Below are 16439 nucleotides of genomic sequence, written 5' to 3' on the forward strand. Positions count from 1 at the left end.
TTCCCTGACGTTCTTAGCACGCCTTAGGGAATTTCGTACCCTTATCACGGTTGTTGCCCTTTTAATGAGTCTTCTTCGTACTTACCGGCTGGCTGGGCGCGACCCGCCCGGCCGCCTCGTGCAACAGCCGTTCGATCTGGTCCACGCCGGCGGGCAGCGCCATCTCCCGCAGGTACGCGGCCCGCCCTCGACGCCCCATCTCGGTACGGGTCGGCGGCGGAATGGTGGCGGCCAACCAGAACCGGTCGGCCAGCGCCGCCCAGTCCTCCGGCGGGCAGGACAACCCGGCCCGCGCCCGCTCGACCAGCTCGGCGGTGTCCCCACCGGCCGACGCGATCACCGGCGCGGCACAGGAGAGCGCGGCCTGGAGCTTGCCGGGCACGGTGCCCCGCAGCTCCGGAAGGTCACGCAACATGACCAGTTGGTAGTCGGCGGCGGCGTACAGCTCGGGCATGTCGACCGGCGAGCGCCGCTCCAGGAAGCGCACGTTCTCCGCGCCCAGCTCGGCGGCGAGCCCCCGCACCCGCCGCTCCTGCGCACCCGAACCGACCAGGACCAGATCCATCGTCCGGTCCAGCGCCGCGGCCGCCCGGACCGCGGTTTCCAACCCCTGCCGTGCCCCGATGGTCCCGGCGTGCATCACCACGCACCGACCGTCGCGGCGGACCAGTTGGCGGGCCGCCGCGCCGGGCGTCGCCGGATGGAAGATCCGCTCGTCGGTCCAGTTCAGCACCATCCGGACCCGGTCCGGGTCGGCGCCGGCGGCGACCACCAGGTCCCGCATCGACGGCGCGGCGACCGCGATGCGCGCCGCGGTCCGGTAGACCCGGGTCATCGTGGCGCCCAGCCGCGCCGCCCAGCGCCCCTCGCCCCGCTCGTCGACGCCGTCGCGAGCCCAGACGTCCTGCACGTGCAGCACCGCCGGCACCCGGCCCAGCAACCGGAGCACCCCGGCGGCGGCGAACGTCGTCGCCGGCAGCTGGAAGACGTAGAGCGCGTCGATGTCGCCGAGGAACCGGCGGGCGACCAGGCCCGCGCTGCCGGCGAAGGAGAGGTAGCTGGCCATCCGGCCCCCGACCGACGCGGCGCCCCCTGGGTAGCGGGGCACCCGTCGGACACTGAGCCGTTGGCTGTGCGTCTCGTGGTACCACCGCTGCCGCCAGCCCGGATAGACGTGCCCGCCGGGGTAGTCCGGAAAGCCGGTCAGGACCCGTACCTCGTGCCCCCGCGCGGCCAACTCCTCGGCGAGGCTCCCAGGGATGAACGCCGGCTCGGGCGGAAAGTGGTACGACAGGATGCCGATCTTCACCGGTTCACCCCCGTCCGCGGCGGATCGACGTCGGCCGGCGCGGCAGCACAGCCGGTGGGCGTGCGGCCCGCGTACGATGCCGACAACCCCTCCTTGCGCGGCCACCGACGTCGACGCACCGCCCTCGCGGTGTGCGCGCCCGCGTCCGCACCGATGAGAGGGGCACCGATGCCTGATCGCGTGTTGTTCGTCTGCCACGCCAACCTGTGCCGGTCGCCAATGGCCGAGTACCTGGCCCGTCGGCTGCTGACCGACCGACCCGTCGAGGTGGCCAGCGCCGGCACCGACGCGATCGACGGGTTGGCCATGCACCCGTACGCCATGGAGGTCGCGACCGAGAGCGGCGCGGACCCGGCGGCGTTCCGGACCCGGGTGCTGCGCCCCGAGTACCTGGTCGACGCGACGCTCGTGCTGACCGCGACCCGGCGCCAACGCTCGGTCTGCACCGCGTTGGCGCCGGGAGCGCTGCACCGGACGTTCACGCTGCGCCAGTTCGGACGGCTGGCCGCCGCGGCCGAGCCGCCCGCCGGGTCGGCCGACGACCCGCTGCGGGCGGCGATCGCCGCCGCCGCCCAGGCCCGGGGCCGGCTGCAACCGGCCGCCCCGGACGCGGACGACCTTCGGGACCCGATCGGCGGCACCGCCGCCGACTTCCGACTCTGCGCCGAGGAGATCGAACGGTCGCTGCGACCCCTCGCCGCGCTCATCGGGGCAGCCGGGTGAGTTCCTGGGTGTGGTCGGCGACGCCGTTGACCCCGGTGATGGTCTCGCTGTGCCGGCCGGACGCGGCCCGGTCGGCCGGCACCGAGGCTCCGGTCGCCGAGGCGACCACCCGGTAGGCCTCGTACTGGTAAGCCTCAGCCTTGGCCACCTTGGCCATGTTCAGCACACAGCCGAGCAGCCGGACCGAGACCGAGTGCAGTGACCGGGCCGCCGCGGCGACCTGGGTGCGTGAGGTACGGCCCTGCTGGGTCACCAACAGCGCGCCATCGGCCTGCACGGCCACCACCACGCCGTCGGTCACGGCGAGCAGCGGCGCGGTGTCGATGATCACGATGTCCGCCGACTCGCGCAGCGCCAGCAGCAGGTCCGACATGGCCTTCGAGCCGAGCAGCTCGCTCGGGTTCGGCGGGGCGGACCCGCTGGGCAGTACCAACAGCGACTTGTCTCCCCAGCGCTGCACGACGTCGCCCACCTTCACGTCGCCCACCAGCACGTCGGTGAGGCCGACGCCGGCGTCGAGGCCCAGGTAGTCGTCGACCTTCGGTCGGCGCAGATCCGCATCGACCAGCAGCACCCGCCAGCCCGCCTCGGCCAGCGCGATGGCCAGGTTGCAGGAGAGCGTGGTCTTGCCCTCGCCCTGCAGGGCGCTGGTCACCGCGATGACCCGGGCCGGCTCGTGGACGTCCACGAAACGCAGGTTGGTGCGCAGCTTGCGGACCGCCTCGGCCCGCGCCGAGGTCGCGGCGTCGCCCACGATGAGCGGGGCGCTGCGGGCGTTGGCCTCGAACGGGATCTCACCGAGCAGCGGGCTGCCGGTGGCGCGTTGCAGTCCGGCGGCGTCGCGCAGTCGGACGTCGGCGACGCCGCGCAGGATCGCCAGGCCGATGCCGAGGATCAGGCCGATCAGACCACCGAGGGTGAGGTTGCGCACCGGTTGCGGCGAGACGGGGTTGGCGCTGACCCGCGGGCCACTCACCACCTCGATCTTGATGGGTGCCTTGCCCTCCGGCGTCGTCTCGACCTTCTGGACGAGTTCGACGAACTTGCTGGCGAGGCTCTCCGTCACCCGCAACGCGCGGGTCTGGTCGGTGTCGGTGACCGATGCCCGCAGCAGGACGGTGCCGGTCTCGGTGGAGGTGCTCACCCGGCGCTGCACCTCGTCGGCGGTGAGGCCGACCGGAGTTTCGGCCACCACGCTCTGCGCCAGCCGGTCGCTGCTGAGCAGGTCGGCGTACGACTTGACGCGCTGTTGCAGGAAGAGCCCGCCCTGGTAGGCGTCGGTGACGCCCGAGTTGGGGGTGGTGACGAAGAAGGTCACCGAGGCGACGTACCGGGGTTGGGCCCGTACGGTCACGAACGCCGAGACGCCGAGGGCCACCATGACCGTGACCAGTGCGACCCACCAGTGCCGACGCACGTGGCGCAATTGGCGGAGCAGGTCCATCAGGAGCGCCTCCGTGTCGGTCCGGTTACGCCAAAGAACTTCACGAAAACCCCCAAGGTCGTCTCTAAACTCGTGAAACCATTAAAGCGGCTCATACGGCTTATGTCCGGAGTTATGCATTTTCCGGTGACGTGATGCGCGCCCGCTTGACCAACCCGACAAACACCCATTCGGCAGCGGCGACAACCGGGAAAAAGTCGCCGGCCGATCGGACGGCAGCCGATCGGCCCGGCCGTCGCCCCGCCCGAGGCGCCGGATAGGGTTGACAACGGTGTGCCGGGAAGTCTGGTCGGCGAGTGGATTTTTGCCGTCCCGACTCCCCTAGGTGAGCCCGCAGATGACCTCCCACACCCCGCCATCGGGGCCACGCCCGCCGAAGACCCGGCTGTTCTCCCGGTCGTCCTGGCCGGAGGCCCGGCACCTGGCCGACGTGCTCCGCACCGAAACCGTCGGTGGCGCGCTGCTGCTGGCCGGCGCCGTGCTCGCGCTGATCTGGGCCAACTCCCCGTGGTCCGACTCGTACACCCGGCTCAGCCATGCCGTGCCCTGGCCGGGCGCCCCCTGGCACCTCGACCTGGACGTGGCCACCTGGGCGGCGGACGGCCTGCTGGCCATCTTCTTCTTCGTGGTGGGCCTGGAACTCAAACGGGAGTTCGTCGCCGGGGAACTGCGCGACCCGCGCCGGGCCGCGCTGCCGGTGGCGGCCGCACTCGGCGGAATGCTGCTGCCGGCGCTGATCTACGTGGCGGTGGTGCTGAGCGCGGGCGGCGACGGCCTGCGCGGATGGGCCATTCCGACCGCCACCGACATCGCTTTCGCGCTCGCCGTGCTCGCCGTGGTCAGCTCACATCTGCCGCAGGGCCTGCGCGCATTCCTGCTCACCCTCGCGGTGGTCGACGACCTGTTCGCGATCACCATCATCGCGATCTTCTACACCGCCGACTTCCAACCTCTCGCGCTGCTCGCCGCGTTGGCGCCGATCGCGCTCTTCGCGGTGCTGGTGCAGCGGGGGCGTACCTGGTGGTGGGCACTGATCCCCCTCGCGGTCGCCGCCTGGACCCTGATGCACGCCTCGGGCGTGCACGCCACGGTGGCCGGCGTCCTGCTCGGCTTCACCGTCCCGGTGCTCGCCCGCCGACCGCGCGGCGGCGGCCAGCCGGCCACCGCCGACGCGGGAGCGGACCAGGGTGGCCTCGCCGCGCGCCTGGAGCATCGCTGGCGGCCGGTGTCGGCCGGCCTCGCGGTGCCGATCTTCGCCCTGTTCGCCGCCGGGGTCACAGTGCGCGGCACCGACCTGGGTGCCCTGTTGCGCGACCCGATCGTGATCGCCATCGTCGCCGGGCTGGTGTTCGGCAAGAGCATCGGCATCTTCGGGTCGACGTACCTGCTGGCGCGGTTCACCCGCGCCGAACTCGACGAGGACATCACCTGGACCGACCTGCTCGGGATCGCCCTGCTGGCCGGCGTCGGGTTCACCGTCTCGCTGCTCATCGGCGACCTGGCCTTCGGGGCGGGCAGCACCGCCGACGATCGGGTCAAGGTCGCCGTACTGCTCGGCTCGGTGATCTCCGCCGGGCTGGCCGCCACGGTGCTCAGCCGCCGCAACGCGACGTACCGGAGGGTGGCGCAACGCGAGCGGATGGACGCCGACGGGGATGGCGTACCCGACGTCTACCAGCACCCCGACGCCCACTGAACCGCCCGCCCCGGGGTGCGCACGGCGCGGCCTGACGAGCATGGGCTCGTCGCCGCGCCGGCGGCCCGGGGCCGGCGCTCAGTGGCGACGGTCGGCGGGGGGCAGGTCCTCGGTCTCCTCGGCCAACGCTTCGGCGGTCGGCCCGGTGAGGTCGTCGCCCGGCACCGCCACCGCCTCGGCGCGGTCCTGCTCGTCGGGCTTCCCGCCGGGCTGCGGCTCCGGAGCGGTGGCACCGCCGGCGAAGCCGTACTCGTTCGGTTCGTCGTGCCGACCCATCTGGTCATCCTCCCGATTTACCGATTTCACCTGTCGACGCCAACGGTAGGTGGTGATCGTCGTCGGCGCAGCGGGCCGGGGATTGTCGGCCGGACCACGGTGCTGGCCTGCTCAGCGCCGCCCCGAGCAGCTGACGCAGGGCGATGATCGCCACCGCGCCGGCCAGCCCGTTCCAACCCGGATCACCGGCGAGCCGCAGCAGGCCGGCCGCGGTGAGCAGGTCCAGCAGGACGCGCACGCCGCTGCGCAGCGCGCGGGCGCTGAGCGCGGTGACCACGCCAGCGACCAGCGCCAGCGCGGTGACCGCTGTGACCAGGACGCCCGTCACCGCCGCTGCTCGCCCTCAGCCACCTGACGCTGCTCCTGGCGGATCTCCCGGCCCAGGAAGTAGTTCAACGCCGTTCGGATCGTCGCGATCGCGGCCAGTTGGCCGATCTGCGCGAACGACGGGGACACCGCCGTGCGCAGCACGTCGGCCGCCAGCTGGAACTCCAGGCCGAGGGTCAGAAACCGACCCAGCGAGAGTCGGATCGGCGTGAAGCGGGCGGCGGTGCGGTGTCGCAGCCCCTCGACCACGAACCGCACCGCCGCCCACACCGCGCCAACGAAGATCACCAGCGCGCCGGCCACCTCCACCACCGCAACCAGCACCTGGTCGCCCTGGCGCAACAACTCGGCCGGGTCCACCCCGGGCCGTTACCCGCCCACGGGGCAGCTAGTCGGCGCTCAGGTCAGCTCGTTCACCGCCTCCAGGATCAGCCAGAGACCGGAGATGGCGAAGAGGATCGCGGCGCCGTACTTGATGGTCTTCTCCGGCAGCCGCCGACCGAGCATCCGGCCGACCAGGATGGCCAGCGCGTCCGCGGCCACCATGCCGATCGTCGAGCCGAGCCAGACACCGAACCAGCCGTACTTGGTGGCGAGCGTGATCGTGGCCAGCATCGTCTTGTCGCCCAGCTCGGCGAGGAAGAACGCCACCGACACCGCCACCAGCGCGGTCTTGTTGGTCTTCTCGGCCTTGCGCTTCTCCTCCTCGGTGAGCTTGTCCCCGCGTAGCGTCCACGCACCGAACCCGAGGAACGCCACGCCGGCCACCAGGGAGATCCACTCGGTGGGCAGCACCGCCCCGAGACCCGCGCCGATGGCGACCGACGCCAGGTGCACCACAGCTGTCGCCACCGTGATGCCGATCAGCACCGGGATCGGTTTGAACCGCGTGGCGAAGGTCAGCGCCATCAGCTGGGACTTGTCCCCCAGCTCGGCGACGAAGATGACGCCGAAGCTGACGACCAGCGCGGCGAAGAATCCCTCCATGACGTCCTTCCCGTTCACGCCGGGAGGAGGTACAGGGGCGCCCTCGACCCGGCTGCAACAGCCTGAGTCGAAGGTCTCGCCCGCCCCGGGAGAACCGGGGCCGCGTGGCCGGATGCGGAACGCACCAGTATGTCGACCACGACATTGGGGGCTACTCCCCTTCGCGTGGTCAGCCTAGCGGATCACCCTCCGGCCCGACCGGGTCGGGTGAACAGGCTCACCGCGCCCGCGCCAGCGTGACGCCGAAGAGCGCGTCCGGGTCGGTCCAGAACTCCGCCGTGCCGAAGCCGGCCGCGGTCAACTCGGCGGCGATCCCCTCCCGGCGGAACTTCGCCGAGACCTCGGTCCGCAGCTCCTCCCCCGCCGCGAAGTCGACGGTCAGCCCCAGCACCCGCACGTTCATCGGCCGGGTCGCCCGCAACCGCATCTCGATCCACTCATTGTCGGAATCCCAGACCGCGACGTGCTCGAACGCGCCCGGGTCGAAGTCGGCGCCCAACTCGCGGTTGATCACGTGCAGCACGTTGCGGTTGAACTCGGCGGTGACCCCGGCGGCGTCGTCGTACGCCGGCACGATCACCGACGGGTCCTTCACCAGGTCCGTACCGAGCAACAGCCAGTCGCCGACCTCCAGCGCCGCGCGCATCGCCGTGAGGAACTCGGCCCGCTCGGCGGGCAACAGGTTGCCGATGGTGCCGCCGAGGAACACCACCAACCGCCGACCGCCGGTGGGCAGCCGGTCCAGTTGCCGGGTGAAGTCCCCGACGATGCCCCGGACCCGCAGGCGGGGATAGTCGGCGGCGATCTCGGCGGTGGACCCGCGCAGGGCACTGACCGACACGTCCAGCGGAACGAACGTGCCCAGCCCACCCTGGCGGGTGAACGCGTCCAACAGCAGCCGGGTCTTCTCCGACGAACCGGAACCCAACTCGATGAGCGTCTTCGCCCCGGTCAGCGCCGCGATGTCGGCAGCGTGCGCGGCCAGCACCGCCCGCTCGGCCCGGGTCGGGTAGTACTCCGGAAGTCGGGTGATCTCCTCGAACAGCTCGCTCCCCCGCGCGTCGTAGAACCACTTCGGCGGCAGCCACTTCCTCCCGGCGCTCAGCCCGGCCCGAACGTCGTCACGCAGGCCCCGCTCCAGGTCACCCTCTTCGAGGTAGATCTCCAGGGGTTCGGCTGTCATCGGTTCGCTCCTCTGCTCGATCAACCGTTGCGTGTGTGCCCGGCGCGGCGCACCGCAGCCGGCAGTGGACGTACCCGCACCTCGCCCGCGGTGGCGACGACGAGGTGCCCCTCCGGCACCGGCCGCCACCCGGGATCGTCGTCATGCGGCTCCGAGGCGAGCAGCACCGAACCCGGCGACTCGCGGACCGACAACGCGTGCCCCGCCACGCTGGCCACCACCCGGTGCCCGTCGGTGAGCAGCAGGTTGAGCCGCGACCCGGCAGCGGCGGCGGCGACGTCGGTCACCGTCCGCCCGACCGCCTCCACCGGGTCGACGCCGGCGCGCAACCGATGCCGCACCAACGCCCAGAGCAGCGCCGAGTCGGTGGCCGCGTCCAGGGTGAGCAGGTCACGCACCGGCAGACCGGTGGCGAGCGGCACCACGGCGTCCGGCCAGCCGCGGACCACACCGTTGTGGCTGAACAGCCAGCGCCCCTCGGCGAACGGCGCCGCCGCGCCGTCGAGCACCGCCATCCCCACCGTGGCCGAGCGCACCGCCGCCAGCACCGCGCCGCTGCGCGTCACCGCGGCCAACTGCGCGATGGTCGGGTCGCTCCAGATCGGCTGCGCCCGCCGGTACCGCACCGGCTCACCCTCACCCGGATACCAGCCGACACCGAACCCGTCGGCATTGATCGTGCCGCCGCCGCGCATGTCGCGCGGCGCCCAGGACTGCCGCACCAACGAGTACGGCGGCTCGAACAACAGTTCGGCGAGGGTCACCGGCGGCCCCAGGTAGGCCAGGTGGCGGCACATCAGCGCCCACGGCCCGCCGCCGGGCCACCGGTCGTGCGGCCACTCACCGGTACGACTCGTCCGGTCGCACGTCCCGGGCGCAGCGGAAACCGCTGAAGATCTGCCGGCGGATCGGATAGTCCCAGTTACGGAAGGTGCCCCGACAGGCAGAGCGGTCGGTGCCGAACGAGCCACCGCGCAGCACCCGGTAGTCGCCGCCGAAGAAGACCTCCGAGTACTCGCGGTACGGAAACGCCGCGAACCCCGGGTGCCCGTCGAACGTCGTCGAGGTCCACTCCCACACATCGCCGATGAGTTGGTGCACACCCAACGGCGACGCACCCGCCGGGTACGCGCCCACCGGCGCCGGCCACAGATGACGCTGGTCGAGGTTGGCGTGCACCTGGGTCGGGTCGTCGTCCCCCCAGGGGTAACGACGGGACCGCCCGGTCGCCGGATCCCACCGGGCGGCCTTCTCCCACTCCGCCTCGGTCGGCAACCGCTTGCCGGCCCACGCCGCGTACGCCTGCGCCTCGTACCAGCACACATGCACCACCGGCTCGTCGGCGCGAACCCGATCCCACCGACCAAAGCGCCGGTACGACCAGTCGTCGCCGTCGCGGCGCCAGTGCATCGGCGCGCTGAGCTGCTCGCGAACCCGATGCTCCCAACCCGCCGGGCTCCACCAACGCCGCTCGGTGTAGCCGCCGTCGGCGATGAAGGCCGCGTACTGGCCGTTGGTCACCGGCGCGGCGTCGATGGCGTACGCCGGGAGGTCCACCCGGTGCGCCGGGCGCTCGTTGTCCAACGCCCACGGATCAGTGTCGGTGCCCATGATGAACTCACCCGCCGGCACCAGCACCTCCCCGCCGACCCGCGCCGACGGCTCCGGCGGCGGCGGAGCGTGCAGCACCGCCGGCCCCGAACGCAGCTGGTGGGTGGCGAGCATGGTCTCGTCGTGCTGCTGCTCGTGCTGCACGATCATGCCGAACGCGAACCCGTCGGCGACCAGCGGCCGCTCGGTGAAGGCCACCGCGTCGAGCAGGTCGTGCACCTTGTCCCGAACGGTGGCCAGATAGGCGCGCGCCTCCGCGGGCGGCAACAGGGGCAACGCGGGGCGGTCCCGACGTGGCTGCTTGAACGCGTCGTACAACTCGTCGATGTCACACCGGACCGGCTCCCGGCCCCCGACGTCCCGGACCAACCAGAGCTCCTCCTGGTTGCCCACGTGGGCCAGGTCCCAGACCAGCGGTGACATCAGCGGTGAGTGCTGGTGCATCAGGTCGCGCTCGTCGACCACCTCGGTCAACAAGGTGGTACGGGCACGCGCCCGCGCCAACTCCGCCGCGATGCGGTCGCGCAACCGCTCCCCGTGAACACCGCCCTCCGTTCGCGACTGCGAGGCTCGCAACCCCGGCTCACTCCTCGCGCTCACCGAGCCGCCCTCCGTTCGCGACTGCGAGGCTCGCAACCCCGGCTCACTCCTCGCGCTCACTGGTCTCTCCTCTCTGCGGCAGCCAGCCGTCGGCGTACCCCTTGTTGGATCTCGTCGTGGGTGCTGGCCGGCAGCTCCAGTCGGGGTAGGGCGGTCAGGGCCAGGTCGAGCAGGGCCGCCGCGACGGCGGCCAGCGCCGGGTCGGCCAGACCGTGCCGGGCGGCCGCCGACCAGCGGTGCGCCACCGGCATGGCGATCGCGGACGCCTCGCGCACGGTGCCCGGGTCGTCGAACAGGGCGGTCAGCACCGCCAACGGCAGCCGCCAGTCCCGGTCGGGCTGGGCGTCCAGGTAGCGCAACTCCAGGTAGCCGCGCGGCCGCACCGGCGGGAAGAGCGTGCTGACGTGGTAGTCGAGGTCATCGGTGGTGGGCGACTGCGGCAACGCGCCGTCGAGCCAGTCGGCGAACGTCACGCCGGGCGGCGCGGCCCAGTCGGCGTCACGCCGACGCAGGCACAGCAGCGGTGCGGCGAGCACATAGCTGACCCAGGCGTCGATCGGATCGTCAGCGGCGCCGGCGGGTGACCAGACCGGGCGGGTCCGGGCCGGGTCGATGGCCAGCCAGGCGGCCATCCGGGCGGAGGCCCAACCGGTGCGACGCCCGGCGTGTCGGGCGGCGGAGGCGAACGCCGCGAGCAGTGGCGGCCCGACCGCGTGGGCCGCTGCCCAGCGGTCACCGACCTGGTCCGCCTCACCGGCGTCGAGGCAGACCTGCAGGCCGGCGGTGCTGTACATCATCGTGCGGCCGGCCGGGCCACGACGGTCGAAGGTGTCGCGCATCGCGCGGTAGCGGGGGGTTTCCACCACCGGGCGGGGCCGTCGGTGGGGATCGATGCCGCTGCGGCCCAGGATCAGCCCGGCGGCGGCCAGCAGGTCGGTGACCTGGGCGATATCGGCCTCGGTGGCGCTGATCAGCGCGGCGACCGAGGGGCGGGGCGGGGTGGAGATCTCCAACTGGCCACCCGGCTCCAGGGTGACGGTGCCGCCGTTTCGCAGCGGCTCGGCCGGGCTGCCGGCATCCAGCGCGGTGGGGGTGTGCCGCCCCAACGCCGTCCGCAGCCGCGTCGCGTCGACGGGGCGGGCGGGATCGGCGGCGTCGTGCACGGTCCATTCCAGTTCGACGCCGGTGTGGGTGGGCGGCCCGGTCTTGAAACAGATCCGGACGAGGTGTCGGACCGCGGCTGCGGAATCGCGCAGGATGATGCTGCGGTCCAGGTCGGGTGACGTCACCACGGGTCGGACCCCCTCTCCGTGTGCCGGTTTCGGCACTTCGCGCCACCGTAAACCCACCCACCGACACCGTCGGTGGGTGTGCGTGCCGCCAATCTCTGTCTAACAGACGAATTTCCGGCGCAGGGCGGAACCAAACCGTCTCGGCCGCCTACCGTTCAGCCGTCGGTGGGATGGCCTGGCCGCGGTGGTGACGGTGGGGCTTTCGCCGCCGGGGACGGCTTGCTCTTCGCCGACTCGGACGGGGTGACCTTCGCCGACTCGGACGGCTTCGTCTCCGGCACCAGGCGCTGGCAGTACGCCTCGACGTCGGCGGGGCCGCCCGCGGCGGTCACCAACGGGTGGAAGGCCGGCGAGCGCAGTGCCCTCTCCCGCTGGTCGGGCTTCTTGGCCCGCCACGCACGGCACAGTCCGGGCAGCTGGTTGGTGAGGGCGGGACTGGCCGATGGCGTGGCGGTGACGGACGACGACGTGCCCGGCGACGGGACACCCGGGGCCACCGACCGACCGGACTCGTCCGACCGGGACGTGCCCGGCTGCGGCGACGGTGACGAGCCCGACGGGGCCGGCGCGACGGGGTCCGGTGCCCGGTCCCGGGTGACCGCGGCGAAGGCGGCCCCCGCGGTTGCGGTGGCGGCCACCGCGCCGATCCAGGCCACCACGCCGGTCCGGATCCGACGACGACGGGTCGGCTGCGGCGCGACTGAGGCCGGGTTGGCCCGGGCGGCCCGGAACGCGGCCAGCGCGGCCTCCTCCCCGGCCAGCTCGCCCGCACGGACCGGCCCGGCAGCAGCGGCGAGCAACGCGGCCACCGGCTCGGCCGGGGGCACGTTCGGGCCGGTGGCGTACGCCTCCGGCGCGGTCGCGTCCGCGGGCGTGGCGGCGTGACGCTGGGCCGGCGCGGTGTCCAGCCGGGCGCGGGCCGCGTCGAGCAGCCGCTCGGCGTCGGCGTGGTCGGCCCGCCGGAACGGGTTCATCGGGAGTCCCCTCACGTCAGCCGTCCGCCGGTTCGGCCTGCGGTGCCCGCCGGGCGGGGCCGCTGCCCGCACGCGGCTGCGTCCCCTCGCTCGCGACCGGCGACCCGGTCGGGCTCTGCCGCTCCAACAGCACCGCCAGCCGTCGTAGACCCCGGTGAGCGGCGGTGCGTACGGCACCGGCGCGGCGGCCCAGCACCCGGCCGGCGGATCCCGCGTCCAGGCCGATCACGGCCCGCAACAGGACCGCTTCGGCCTCCCGGGGCGGCAGGGTGGCGATCAGCGCGAGCGCGGTCTCGGTACCGATCGTCTCGCTGGCTCGCTCGGCGGTGTCCGCGTCGCTGGCCAGATCGACGAGCGCCTGCACCGGGACCGGGAGCGAGGGGCGGCGGCGCATCCGGCGGAGATGATCCATGGCGCGGTTACGGGCGATGGTGACCGTCCAGGCCCGGAACTCACCCCCGGTGAAGCCGGGCAGGTCACGGGAGACCTGCAGCCACGTCTCGGAGGCGACGTCCTCGGCGTCGGCCCCGACGATGGCGGTCAGGTACCGCAGCAGCCCGGGCTGGAGGCTGCGGTAGAGGAAGCGGAACGCCTCTTCGTCTCCGGCCTGCGCGGCGCTCACCACCTCCGACAGATCGTCGGTCATCCGCGGCCCACGTATCGCCCGGGGCGGCCCCGCCCGACCAACGGCACCGGGGCACGGCACGGGGTACGAGTCGTCCGCCCGTTCAGCACCACGCCCGCACCGCCCTCCGCCGCTCTCGTTGTGCCCGCGACCACGATTGTCGGGGCGGCGTGTTTGGGGCCGACGCCAGGGGGGTCGATCGGCGCGCTGCCCGCCGAGGTAGCCGGGAGGGCCCGAGCCGGGGCTAACGCTAGGAGGGGGCTCACGACGCGACAAGTCGGCGTCGTGTCACGGAAGAGTGACAATTCTCAGCCCTGCCGGGCGGCGCGTCGCGGTAACGGCCGGTGAGCAGGGAACACGAACCGCGTTCGGAGGCGGTTTCTTGCCACCGCTGAGGGCTTGAACGACGGAATTTGTCGCTTTTCGTGACACCGCATATCCGCTGCGTCACCAAGGGTGAGCGTCCACACAGGTCACAGCGAATCAGCCAACCCGAACCAGCCGCACGGCGGCCCTGCCACGGCGCGCCGGCCCGAGCCGCGCTAGGTACGGTAAGGCGGTGTTGTCATCGGAGGTCGTGCTCAGCGGTCGCTACCGCTTGGACGAACGTGTCGCCACGGGCGGCATGGGCGACGTTTGGCGTGCCTCCGACCTGATCCTCGGCCGACAGGTCGCGGTCAAGGTTCTGCTCCCCGCGCTGGTCTCCGACCCGGACTTCATCGCCCGGTTCCGCGCCGAGGCCCGGATCATGGCGGCGCTGCGGCACCCCGGCATCGTGCAGGTCTTCGACTGCGGCGCGGACGACCTGCCCGACGGCGGCCGGGCGGACTACCTCGTCATGGAGTTCGTCGCCGGTGAGCCCCTGTCCAAGCGGATCGAGGCGGCCGGGCGGCTCGACGTGGCCGAGACGATGTCGATCGTGGCCCAGGCGGCGGCAGCGCTCAACGCGGCCCATCGCGGCGGCATCGTGCACCGCGACGTCAAGCCCAGCAATCTGCTGGTGCAGGAGGACGGCACCGTCGTCCTGGTCGACTTCGGCGTGGCCCGCTCCACCGACATCACCAGCATCACCAGCACCAACGCGGTGCCGGGCACCGCCCTCTACATGGCTCCCGAGCAGGCGGCCGGGCGGCCGGTCAGCGGCGCCACCGACATCTACGCCCTGGGCGCGGTCACCTACTGCTGCCTCACCGGCAGTCCGCCGTTCACCGGCGACAACCCCCTGCAGGTCGCCGTCCGACACCTGGACGACGAGCCGCCGGAGCTGCCGCACGACATCCCGGAGGCGGTCCGCGCCCTGGTGTCGCGGGCCCTGGCCAAGGATCCGCTGGAGCGGTTCACCAGCGGCGCGGCGATGGCCGAGGCCGCTCGGACGGCGGTCACCGACGGCGAGCCACCGACGGCGATGGCCACCCCTGTCGCGCTGCGCAACGCCGGGCCGGGCACCCGCACCGACGTGCCGGTGGGCGCGGCGGTGGCGAACGGGTCACGGGCGGCGCGCCGGCGGGGCCCGCTGGTCGGTGCGGCCGCGGCCATGCTCGTCGCGCTGGTCGGGCTCGGCGCGGCACTGGCCGCGCAGCGCCACGCGGGCGAGGATCCGGCGGTCCATCTGCCGACCACCGCGCCGACGGTCGCGCCGAGCGGTCCCGTGGACCTGCCCGCGGCCAACGAACAGATCACCAGCGTCGACCCTGGCCGGCCCGACCGCACGCGGGCACCCAACAACCCGCCGTCGGTTTCGGTCTCGGCCACGCCGAGCCTGGAGCCGAGCCAGACCGCCACTTCGCCGACGCCGACGGCGGTCGTCACCAGCGCACCACCGACCAGCGCACCACCGACCAGCCTGCCACCGACCGATCCGACGCCGCCGACCACGCCGCCCACGACCACGAGCGCGCCGGCCGATCCGGAGGTGCCGGCCGGCGGTTGAGCCACGCGCCGTCGACGTCCCCACAGTCCCACCGGCACCCATATCCCCAAAACGGACTTACGTCACCGAAGACGCCTCTAGGCTCTCAGCAGGCCATTTACACCATCTGCTGCGGGAGCCTGGGTGAGCGCTGAAAAGCTGGTCGTCATCGGTCAGGGGTATGTGGGACTGCCACTGGCCATGCGGGCCGTCGAGGCGGGGCTCGACGTGGTCGGGCTGGACGTCGACGCCGACCGGGTCAAGCGCCTCGCCTCCGGCGAGTCGTTCGTCGAGGACATCCCGGCCGACCGGCTGGGCCGGGCGTTGGGCAGCGGTCGCTACCACCCCAGCACCGAGTACACCGACGCCGACGGGTTCGACATCTGCGTCATCACGGTGCCGACCCCGCTGCGCGACGGCACCCCCGACCTGAGCTTCGTCGAGCAGGCCGGCATCGGCATCGGCCCGTACGTACGCCCGGGCTGCACGGTGATCCTGGAATCGACCACGTACCCCGGCACCACCGAGGAGCTGCTGCGCCCGCTGCTGGAGTCGGCCAGCGGGCTGACCAGCCCCGGCGACTTCCACCTGGGCTACAGCCCGGAGCGGATCGACCCGGGCAACCCGACCTGGCGCCTGGAGAACACCCCGAAGGTGGTCTCCGGTGTGGACCGGGCGTCGCTGGCCCGGGTGGACGAGTTCTACCGGCGCCTCGTGGAACGCACCGTGCCGGTGGACTCCACCCGCGTCGCCGAGCTGACCAAGCTGATCGAGAACACCTTCCGCCAGGTCAACATCGCGCTGATCAACGAGCTGACCATGCTCTCGCACCACCTCGACATCGACGTCTGGGAGGCGATCGACGCGGCCTCGACCAAGCCGTTCGGTTTCCTGCCGTTCCGGCCCGGCCCCGGCGTCGGCGGGCACTGCCTGCCGATCGACCCGTGCTACCTGTCCTGGCAGGTCAAGCGCCGCCTCGGGCGGCAGTTCCGGTTCATCGAGCTGGCCAACGACGTCAACCACGAGATGCCCGAGCACGTCGCGCAGCGGATCATGGCGGGGCTGAACCGGGACGGTCGGGCCGCCAGAGGCGCCCGGCTGCTGCTGCTCGGTCTGGCCTACAAGAAGAACACCGGCGACATGCGGGACTCCCCCGCCGTCGATGTGGCGCGACGGTTGCAGGCCCTCGGCGCCGAGGTGCACGCCGTCGAGCCGTACGCGGAGGCGCACCAGCTCCCCGCCGGGGTCACCATGGTCGGGCTCACCGAGCGGGAGGTGCGCGCCGCCGACGCGGTGGTGGTGGTCACCGACCATGACATCTTCGACTACGACCTCGTGGTCACGCACGCCCGCTACGTCTTCGACACCCGCAACCGGTGCGTCGGCCCGATGGTCGAGCGCCTGTAGACCCGGCACCGCTGGCCGGTCCCGCCGCCGGGGAAGAGGGCGGGGCCGGCCGGCGATGTCCGTCCGGTGCCACTGC

General features: G+C 72.7%; 16 protein-coding genes. 4 read left to right on the forward strand and 12 right to left on the reverse strand.

From position 1 onward, the window contains the following. Positions 1-61 precede the first annotated feature (61 nt). Positions 62-1309, reverse strand: coding sequence for a glycosyltransferase family 4 protein (locus IF22_RS0131720; protein ID WP_051708908.1), 1248 nt, complete (start codon positions 1307-1309; stop codon positions 62-64). A gap of 168 nt (positions 1310-1477) precedes the next feature. On the opposite strand from IF22_RS0131720, the gene IF22_RS0131725 reads away from it, so the two are divergent. Next, positions 1478-2032: an arsenate reductase/protein-tyrosine-phosphatase family protein gene (locus tag IF22_RS0131725; RefSeq protein WP_030338038.1), complete on the forward strand. Its 555-nt coding sequence runs from the start codon at positions 1478-1480 to the stop codon at positions 2030-2032. Here IF22_RS0131725 and IF22_RS0131730 read toward each other — a convergent pair. Then, positions 2013-3476 (reverse strand): tyrosine-protein kinase domain-containing protein, encoded by a 1464-nt coding sequence (locus tag IF22_RS0131730; protein WP_030338039.1) that lies wholly within the window; start codon positions 3474-3476, stop codon positions 2013-2015. The two genes, IF22_RS0131725 and IF22_RS0131730, sit on opposite strands and share 20 nt — an antisense overlap. Before the next feature lie 337 nt (positions 3477-3813). Here IF22_RS0131730 and nhaA point away from each other — a divergent pair, with 337 nt between their 5' ends. Then, positions 3814-5172 (forward strand): Na+/H+ antiporter NhaA, encoded by a 1359-nt coding sequence (nhaA, locus tag IF22_RS0131735; protein ID WP_030338040.1) that lies wholly within the window; start codon positions 3814-3816, stop codon positions 5170-5172. A 78-nt stretch (positions 5173-5250) separates the two neighbouring features. Here the strand turns inward: nhaA and IF22_RS0131740 are convergent, their stop codons facing one another. The 10 genes from IF22_RS0131740 to IF22_RS0131785 all read right to left on the reverse strand — a co-directional run bounded on the left by IF22_RS0131740 (position 5251) and on the right by IF22_RS0131785 (position 13068). Next, the gene (locus IF22_RS0131740; RefSeq protein WP_030338041.1) at positions 5251-5448 is read right to left on the reverse strand and encodes a hypothetical protein; all 198 of its coding nucleotides are present in this window, start codon (positions 5446-5448) and stop codon (positions 5251-5253) included. Between the two features lie 4 nt (positions 5449-5452). Beyond that, positions 5453-5776, reverse strand: coding sequence for a hypothetical protein (locus tag IF22_RS0131745; protein WP_156058029.1), 324 nt, complete (start codon positions 5774-5776; stop codon positions 5453-5455). After that, on the reverse strand, positions 5773-6135 hold the full coding sequence (locus IF22_RS0131750; RefSeq protein WP_051708909.1) for a DUF1622 domain-containing protein: 363 nt from the start codon (positions 6133-6135) through the stop codon (positions 5773-5775). Before IF22_RS0131750 ends, IF22_RS0131745 begins: the two co-directional genes overlap by 4 nt. Before the next feature lie 39 nt (positions 6136-6174). After that, positions 6175-6762: a TMEM165/GDT1 family protein gene (locus IF22_RS0131755; protein ID WP_030338044.1), complete on the reverse strand. Its 588-nt coding sequence runs from the start codon at positions 6760-6762 to the stop codon at positions 6175-6177. Positions 6763-6979: 217 nt separating this feature from the next. Then, positions 6980-7945, reverse strand: coding sequence for an L-histidine N(alpha)-methyltransferase (egtD, locus tag IF22_RS0131760; RefSeq protein ID WP_030338045.1), 966 nt, complete (start codon positions 7943-7945; stop codon positions 6980-6982). A gap of 20 nt (positions 7946-7965) precedes the next feature. Then, on the reverse strand, positions 7966-8742 hold the full coding sequence (gene egtC, locus IF22_RS0131765; RefSeq protein ID WP_030338046.1) for an ergothioneine biosynthesis protein EgtC: 777 nt from the start codon (positions 8740-8742) through the stop codon (positions 7966-7968). A 43-nt stretch (positions 8743-8785) separates the two neighbouring features. Beyond that, a complete protein-coding gene (gene egtB, locus IF22_RS0131770; RefSeq protein ID WP_030338047.1) occupies positions 8786-10132 on the reverse strand; it encodes an ergothioneine biosynthesis protein EgtB in 1347 nt (448 codons plus the stop codon). An 80-nt stretch (positions 10133-10212) separates the two neighbouring features. Beyond that, complete coding sequence (gene egtA, locus IF22_RS0131775; RefSeq protein ID WP_030338048.1) at positions 10213-11448, reverse strand: ergothioneine biosynthesis glutamate--cysteine ligase EgtA; 1236 nt, start codon at positions 11446-11448, stop codon at positions 10213-10215. A 155-nt stretch (positions 11449-11603) separates the two neighbouring features. Then, positions 11604-12422, reverse strand: a complete 819-nt coding sequence (locus tag IF22_RS0131780) for a hypothetical protein (protein ID WP_051708910.1) — start codon at positions 12420-12422, stop codon at positions 11604-11606. A 16-nt stretch (positions 12423-12438) separates the two neighbouring features. After that, a complete protein-coding gene (locus IF22_RS0131785; protein WP_030338050.1) occupies positions 12439-13068 on the reverse strand; it encodes an RNA polymerase sigma factor in 630 nt (209 codons plus the stop codon). A gap of 538 nt (positions 13069-13606) precedes the next feature. Here IF22_RS0131785 and IF22_RS0131790 point away from each other — a divergent pair. Beyond that, entirely contained in the window at positions 13607-14977 is a 1371-nt protein-coding gene (locus tag IF22_RS0131790) for a serine/threonine-protein kinase (protein ID WP_081884236.1), read from the forward strand. Positions 14978-15100: 123 nt separating this feature from the next. After that, entirely contained in the window at positions 15101-16363 is a 1263-nt protein-coding gene (locus IF22_RS0131795; protein WP_030338052.1) for a nucleotide sugar dehydrogenase, read from the forward strand. Positions 16364-16439 lie beyond the last annotated feature (76 nt).

The sequence above is a fragment of the Micromonospora parva genome (assembly GCF_000718515.1).
Classification (GTDB): Bacteria; Actinomycetota; Actinomycetes; order Mycobacteriales; family Micromonosporaceae; genus Micromonospora; species Micromonospora parva.

What these genes read in the sequence shown, in the direction of transcription:
- IF22_RS0131725 (WP_030338038.1), top strand. Translation starts at nt 1,478, where the DNA reads ATGCCTGATCGCGTGTTGTTCGTCTGCCACGCCAACCTGTGCCGGTCG.
- IF22_RS0131730 (WP_030338039.1), bottom strand. Translation starts at nt 3,476, where the DNA reads ATGGACCTGCTCCGCCAATTGCGCCACGTGCGTCGGCACTGGTGGGTC.
- nhaA (WP_030338040.1), top strand. Translation starts at nt 3,814, where the DNA reads ATGACCTCCCACACCCCGCCATCGGGGCCACGCCCGCCGAAGACCCGG.
- IF22_RS0131740 (WP_030338041.1), bottom strand. Translation starts at nt 5,448, where the DNA reads ATGGGTCGGCACGACGAACCGAACGAGTACGGCTTCGCCGGCGGTGCC.
- IF22_RS0131755 (WP_030338044.1), bottom strand. Translation starts at nt 6,762, where the DNA reads ATGGAGGGATTCTTCGCCGCGCTGGTCGTCAGCTTCGGCGTCATCTTC.
- egtD (WP_030338045.1), bottom strand. Translation starts at nt 7,945, where the DNA reads ATGACAGCCGAACCCCTGGAGATCTACCTCGAAGAGGGTGACCTGGAG.
- egtC (WP_030338046.1), bottom strand. Translation starts at nt 8,742, where the DNA reads ATGTGCCGCCACCTGGCCTACCTGGGGCCGCCGGTGACCCTCGCCGAA.
- IF22_RS0131780 (WP_051708910.1), bottom strand. Translation starts at nt 12,422, where the DNA reads ATGAACCCGTTCCGGCGGGCCGACCACGCCGACGCCGAGCGGCTGCTC.
- IF22_RS0131785 (WP_030338050.1), bottom strand. Translation starts at nt 13,068, where the DNA reads ATGACCGACGATCTGTCGGAGGTGGTGAGCGCCGCGCAGGCCGGAGAC.